Origin of the sequence: Mycobacterium sp. E3298, from assembly GCF_001666895.1 — a bacterium.
Lineage (GTDB): Bacteria > Actinomycetota > Actinomycetes > Mycobacteriales > Mycobacteriaceae > Mycobacterium.
In genome coordinates this window covers 1-909 of sequence record NZ_LZJB01000014.1, presented here as the reverse complement: position 1 = coordinate 909, position 909 = coordinate 1, and the positions used below count along the sequence as shown (strand labels likewise).

General features: G+C 67.9%; 2 protein-coding genes. Both read right to left on the bottom strand.

Annotated elements, in window-relative coordinates; genetic code table 11:
• Positions 1-564: LLM class flavin-dependent oxidoreductase (locus A9X05_RS00325; RefSeq protein WP_156736167.1), on the bottom strand; the 564-nt coding region annotated here is incomplete at its 3' end.
• A gap of 153 nt (positions 565-717) precedes the next feature.
• Positions 718-909: thioredoxin family protein (locus tag A9X05_RS00320; RefSeq protein WP_197498850.1), on the bottom strand; the 192-nt coding region annotated here is incomplete at its 5' end.

Below are 909 nucleotides of genomic sequence, written 5' to 3'. Positions count from 1 at the left end.
GCGGTCGATGTAACGCGCGGTGGCCACGTCACGGATGACGGCGTCGTCTTCCCAGCTGTCCCAGAGCCGCCGCACCACCTCCACGGCGTCGGCGGCCTCGTCGAACAGCTGCTCGGCCTCGATGCCGGGCCGCCGTCCCACTAACGCGGCCTCGTGCGCGGTGGCGCTCACCCGCACCTGCCAGCCCGCCCGGCCGTGCGAGATGTGGTCCAGCGTCGCAATGGCTTTGGACACGTGAAACGGTTCGGTGTGGGTGACGGTCGCGACGGGCACCAAACCGATATGGGTGGTGACCGGCGCGATGCGCGCGGCGACCAGGACGGCATCCGCGCGGCCCGCCAACCGGCGGGGCGATATCTCGGGCCGCCGCCCCGGCTGAACATCGAAGGAGTCGTCGATGGTCAGGAAATCGAGCAGGCCCCGCTCCGCGACGGCGGCCAGGCCGGCCCAGTACCGACCGCTGAGGTGCCCGCCACCGGTGGCGTTGTGCGCGAAGGCGTACCGCCACGCGTGTGGGTGCCAGCCGTAGCCGTCCAGCTCAACGGCCAGATGTAGCTCGGTCATGGCACGCCTTCCGATTCGTTACTAACCCACTCTGCAACGCTCGGGGCGACAACGCATTCCATGCCCGCATTAAGTTCACCGTGAGTAATACTTCGCCGAGCTCACACCCGATGCACGGGCGGAAAGGCGTTCGACGACTTGATGATTCGAGGGCTAGGCGACTAGCGGCTGCAACACGGCCCGTAGGTCGCCCGCCTTCGGCACCCCGGCGCTCCGGTAGCGCTGACGACCCTCGGCGTCGAAGATCAATGTGGTCGGCAGCGACAACACCGACAGCCGCTTGGCGGCGGCGGGATTGGCGTCGATATCGATCTCCACGTGCGACACGTCAGGAAGATCGGCACA